The 4820-nt window shown below is 44.8% G+C and carries 6 protein-coding genes and 1 pseudogene; 1 reads left to right on the top strand and 6 read right to left on the bottom strand.

From position 1 onward, the window contains the following. Positions 1–345: pseudogene (locus tag J7K79_RS00455) on the top strand (ATP-binding protein); the annotation flags it as partial. On the opposite strand, the gene J7K79_RS00460 reads toward J7K79_RS00455, so the two are convergent. The 6 genes from J7K79_RS00460 to pstA form a co-directional block, all read right to left on the bottom strand. Next, positions 338–1291, bottom strand: coding sequence for a HAMP domain-containing sensor histidine kinase (locus J7K79_RS00460; protein ID WP_296903952.1), 954 nt, complete (start codon positions 1289–1291; stop codon positions 338–340). The pseudogene J7K79_RS00455 and the gene J7K79_RS00460 sit on opposite strands and share 8 nt — an antisense overlap. A gap of 109 nt (positions 1292–1400) precedes the next feature. Beyond that, on the bottom strand, positions 1401–1949 hold the full coding sequence (locus tag J7K79_RS00465; RefSeq protein WP_296903954.1) for a GNAT family protein: 549 nt from the start codon (positions 1947–1949) through the stop codon (positions 1401–1403). Positions 1950–2029: 80 nt separating this feature from the next. Then, positions 2030–2704, bottom strand: a complete 675-nt coding sequence (locus J7K79_RS00470) for a response regulator transcription factor (RefSeq protein ID WP_296903956.1) — start codon at positions 2702–2704, stop codon at positions 2030–2032. Then, positions 2679–3377, bottom strand: a complete 699-nt coding sequence (gene phoU, locus J7K79_RS00475) for a phosphate signaling complex protein PhoU (RefSeq protein ID WP_296903958.1) — start codon at positions 3375–3377, stop codon at positions 2679–2681. Before phoU ends, J7K79_RS00470 begins: the two co-directional genes overlap by 26 nt. Before the next feature lie 13 nt (positions 3378–3390). Beyond that, positions 3391–4146 (bottom strand): phosphate ABC transporter ATP-binding protein PstB, encoded by a 756-nt coding sequence (gene pstB, locus J7K79_RS00480; RefSeq protein ID WP_296903960.1) that lies wholly within the window; start codon positions 4144–4146, stop codon positions 3391–3393. After that, a partial coding sequence (pstA, locus tag J7K79_RS00485) for a phosphate ABC transporter permease PstA (protein WP_296903962.1) occupies positions 4130–4820 on the bottom strand: 691 nt, incomplete at its 5' end. The genes pstB and pstA, both read right to left, overlap by 17 nt.

A 4820-nucleotide genomic window follows, 5' to 3' on the forward strand; every position in this document is an offset into this window, starting at 1 on the left:
CTCGCAAACATCTTCAGGGATGTGGCAGAGCGTGGCAGGTCGTTCAGGGTGATCCTCATCGGTGCGGAACAAACAGCTTCCGAAGTCGACTACAGGGTTATCACACAGGCTGCCACCGTGGTGGTTGGCAGGCAAAAAGGTGCCGAGCTTTTGAAGCCGGAGTACTCACATCTTACAGATCATTACAAGAGAAAAGCTGCTCTTCTCAAACAGGGTGAGGTGATAGTGGACCAGCCGTTTCTGAATCTTCCTCTCACGGTGAAGTTTCCGCTTCCAGCGTGGTGCACAAGAGAAGACGGTTACGTTATGGAAACAGAAGACGAGGAAGACGAGTACATCATCTGAACCAAACAATAAATTCAGATCCCAGAAGCCACTGTGATCTGAACTCAATTTTGTACCCCATCATCTCACACAGATGTTTCACTATGGAAAGGCCCAGTCCAGAACCGGGGGCCATTTTCAGTGCTTCTGAGCCTCTGTAGAAACGCTCGAAGATTCTCTCTTTCTCCTCTTCCTTTATTCCGATTCCCTGGTCCTTCACAGTCAGCTTCTCTCGGGAAACGAAGATTTCCACCTCCGACTCCGGGTAAGAGTACTTGACAGCGTTCGAGAGTAAATTTTTTAAGATGGTGTAAAAGACAAATCTGTCTGTTTCTAACATATCGACGCTCACCGAAAGTTTCACGTTAATTTTTCTTGAGTCAATTTTTTCGCGAAGATCCTCCAGTACCTTATCGAGAATTTCTTTCACCTTCACTTGTTCCATTTTGAAATCGTAGAGACCTAGCTGAACCATCGCAAGAAATTTGGACTGCCTGATCACCGTTTCCATCCTGTCCAGAGAACGTTCTATCTTCTCCAGAATCTGTAACTTTTCAGGATCTTTTTCCAGATCCTTCAGAAGGTAGACGTTCATCTTTGAGGCGGAAAGAGGAGTGAAAAGCTCATGCGAGACAGAGGTTATAAAATCAAGTTTTGCCTCGTTCAGCTTTTTCTCTTCTGTGACATCGTGCACGATCAGAAAGCCCTTTTTTGAGTGAAAATGGAGAGAAACAGTTCTTTTGGCCTGCAACTCAAAAAAATAAATATCAGTCTCGAGAGAAAAATCCCTGCCCTCCTGAATGTTTCCGACAATCACTTCCATTTCCCGGCAGGTGAAAACGGAGAGAAGTCCCTTGTTCTCTCTGAAACCATACTTCTTTCCCACCCTGTTTGAAGTCACCACCTTCAAGCCATTGAGTTTCACCACTGCTTCTTTGATAGAATTCAGATCTTCAATCTCCAACACTCTTATCACCTCGATTTGAATTTTACCTATTCTTCTAATATGAGCACCCCCTTGTTTCCTGGGGGTGCTTTCTTGATCCGAGAATATGGCATCTTCTGATAACCAACAATCACACATTCGAGGATTCCATATCTTTCCACTCTCTCCTCAAAATTCCCATTACATACACGTCATGATACTTCCCTTCTCTGTACAGCTCTTCCCTTAAAACTCCTTCCACTTTAAACCCAACTTTTTCATAAACCCTCATCGCTCGTTTGTTAAAGCTGTATACACCCAGTTTAATCTTGTTTATGTTCATCTCGTTGAATATGAATCTCACCAGCACCTTCATTGCATCTGTTCCATATCCTTTGTTCCAGTATGGCCTGCCCAGGAAAATTCCAACTTCTGCTATCGAGTTTTTCCAATCGATATTGTTGATTCCACAACCTCCAATGTATTCCCTGGTACTCAGGGTTTCAATCGCAAAAGAATAGGATTTTGTGCTGAATCCATCAAGATTCTGATACCATTTCTCTTCGTCTTCCCTTCTCAAAGGAAAAGGGATTCCCGGAATTAAATATTTCTTCACCTCTGGATCGTTTATGTATTCTAAAGCCTTGTCTATGTCTTCCTTTCTGTATTCCCTCAATCTTACAAGTTTTCCTTTCAGCACCCTGTCTCCTCCCCCTCATTAAATTTTCCTATTAAGATGTCGAAATTTTCCTGATTATACCTCATCCTTCATCCTACATCCTATATCTCCACATCACCCCGGGTTGAAAACTTGTAACCCATCCCCCTGACGGTCTTTATCCAGCCCTTTCCGATCTTCGAGCGGATGGCACTGATGTGAACATCCACCACCCTGTCCGATACGTATTCATCTCTCCAGATTCTGCTTAAAATCTCCTCACGTGAGAAGATCTTATTCGGTGTGGTGGCAAGCAGTTTCAACAATTCAAATTCTCTGGCTGTCATATCGACGATTTTTCCATCGTACTTCACGAGGTAGTCTTCGGGATAGATCTCAAGTTTCCCAAATTTCAAGATCTTCTTCTCTTTTCCTATTCTTCGCAAAACAGCCTTTACCCTGGCTATTATTTCTCTGGGATTGAAGGGTTTTGTGATGTAGTCGTCTGCTCCGAGTTCTATTCCAAAAATACGATCCAGATCTTTATCACGTGCCGAAATGATGAGAATCGCAGTTTCAGGGTGGGAAACTTTTATTTCTGGAATATCATCCATGGCAACACCGTCGGGAAACATGAGATCGAGGAGCAAAACATCGTACTTGTTATCTGAAAGTTTCTGCCTGAGATCGAAAAGCGTTTCTGCCTCGTCACATTCGTAACCTTCCGTCTCGAGATATCTTTTCAGCACACTTCTTATATCTCCATCGTCTTCAGCTATCAGTACCTTTATCCTCACCTTTCTCACCTCTCAGAAATTCCTTCATGTTCTTGCCCGTTGCTATGTAGATCGCCTCTTCACAGAGATTGTTTGCGTGATCTCCCATCCTTTCCAGATCTCTTGCTACGAGGATGTAAACCAGTGCAAGTTCTGCCGGGATCCCGTCTTTCTTTATCTTCTCGACCACAAGCTCTCTGATTCTCTTCTCCATTTCATCTATCAGGTCGTCGAATTTCCACAATTTAAAAGCGGCATCCAAATCTTCTTCTACGAAGGCCTTGAAGGAATCCTGAACCACTTTCAGCGTGCTTCCGAACATATCCTTCAGCTCCTTCAGCATCTCAAAGTTGATCTTCTTTTCAGAGAGATACAGACACTTTTCTGCTATGTTGCATGAGAGATCACCTATTCTTTCAAGGTCGTTGGAAAATTTCAGGATGGTGATGATGTATCTGAGCTGTTTCAATATGGGGTTGTATCTTGCTATTATCTGATAGGCTTCCTCCTCTATTTCTCTGTTCAGATCATCGATCGCCTCATCGGATTCGAGCACTTTCTTGGCCAGCACCGTGTTCATGGTTTCAAGGCTCTTTATGGCATCATTCAGAGACTCAGAAACCAGAAACAGCATCTTTGAAACGTTGGACTTGAGAAGAGTAAGTTCTTTTTCAAAATGGATGTGTTCTACCATCTTTTCGCCCCCGTTATCCTATTTTTCCCGTCAGATAAGCCTCTGTGAGATCACTTTTGGGACTTTCAACGATTTCCTTCGTGGGACCGAACTCCACCAGCTCACCTCTGTACATGAAAGCTATGTAGTCCGCTATCCTTACAGCCTGGCCAATGTTGTGCGTGACAAGAACGATCGTGTAGTTCTGGGAAAGTTCCTCAAGAAGTTTTTCTATCTTCTGGGTTGCTATGGGATCGAGAGCGGACGTGGGCTCATCGAGGAGAATAACTTCGGGCTCAACGGCAAGCGCCCTTGCAATACAGAGTCTCTGCTGCTGTCCCCCAGAAAGTCTGGTGCCTGGTTTGTTCAGTTCGGTCTTTACTTCATCCCAGAGGGCTGCTTTTTTCAACGCCTCCTCAACTATCTGATCCAGAACGCGTTTATTCTTCACTCCGTGTATTTTCGGACCGAAAGCCACATTCTCGTAAATAGACATCGGGAAAGGCGTGGGTTTTTGAAACACCATACCCACTCTTTTTCTATACTCTATCATATCGAGTTTTGGGTCATAAATATCCTGGCCGTTGAAGTAAATCTTTCCTTCCACCCTGAAACCGGGGATATGATCGTTCATTCTGTTGACACTTCTCAAAAGTGTCGTCTTTCCACATCCAGAGGGACCTATAATGGCGGTGATCCGGTTTTTAAATATCTTCATCGACACATTCTTCACCGCAGGCCTCTCCCCGTAGTAGGCACTGAAATTTTCAATCTCAATGACTGGTTCCATCGTCCCTCCTCCTTAAAAAGAAGGCTATTCCGTATATAGCAGCAACTATTATCATCAGAAAAGCCGCTGTACCCTTTGCCATCCACTGAGCAGATTCACCGTAAGCTGCTACTATGTAGTACAAATGCGTGGGAAGGGTCATGACTGGAGAGAACAAATTTTTGGGCAGGTGAGTGGAATAAAAGACTGCACCCGTGAGAAGAACGGGCGCAGTTTCACCCAGAGCTCTTCCTCCTCCAACGAGAACGGCAGTGATTATGCTCTTTTTCGCGGCGGGCAGCAGCACTTTGAAGATTGTCTCCTCTTTCGTTGCACCGAGAGCAAGAGCTGACTCGCGAAGTTCTATGGGGATGGCTTTCAAAGCTTCTCGTGTGGAGGAAGAGATTACAGGCAGGGTCATCAGAGACAGGGTCAGCGCCGCCGCTAACATCGATGTTCCGAATTGAAGGGCAACGCAGAAAAAGGCAAGGCCAAAAAGTCCATAAACAACCGAAGGAATTCCACTGAGGGCGGTTAAGGAAAGATCTATCCATCTTGCCACCGGATTGTTTCCGTACTCTGAAAGAAACACCCCTGTGAACACACCCAGGGGTACCGACACTAGGAAAGTGAGAACCATGAGATAAAAACTTCCCAGTATAGCGGGGAATATCCCTCCTTCGGTCATGCCGCTC

The organism is Thermotoga sp., assembly GCF_021162145.1.
In the GTDB taxonomy this organism is placed as follows: Bacteria; Thermotogota; Thermotogae; order Thermotogales; family Thermotogaceae; genus Thermotoga.

Bases quoted from the DNA above. Each gene is read 5' to 3' on its own strand.
- phoU (WP_296903958.1), bottom strand. From the start codon at position 3,377: ATGGTAGAACACATCCATTTTGAAAAAGAACTTACTCTTCTCAAGTCC.
- pstB (WP_296903960.1), bottom strand. From the start codon at position 4,146: ATGGAACCAGTCATTGAGATTGAAAATTTCAGTGCCTACTACGGGGAG.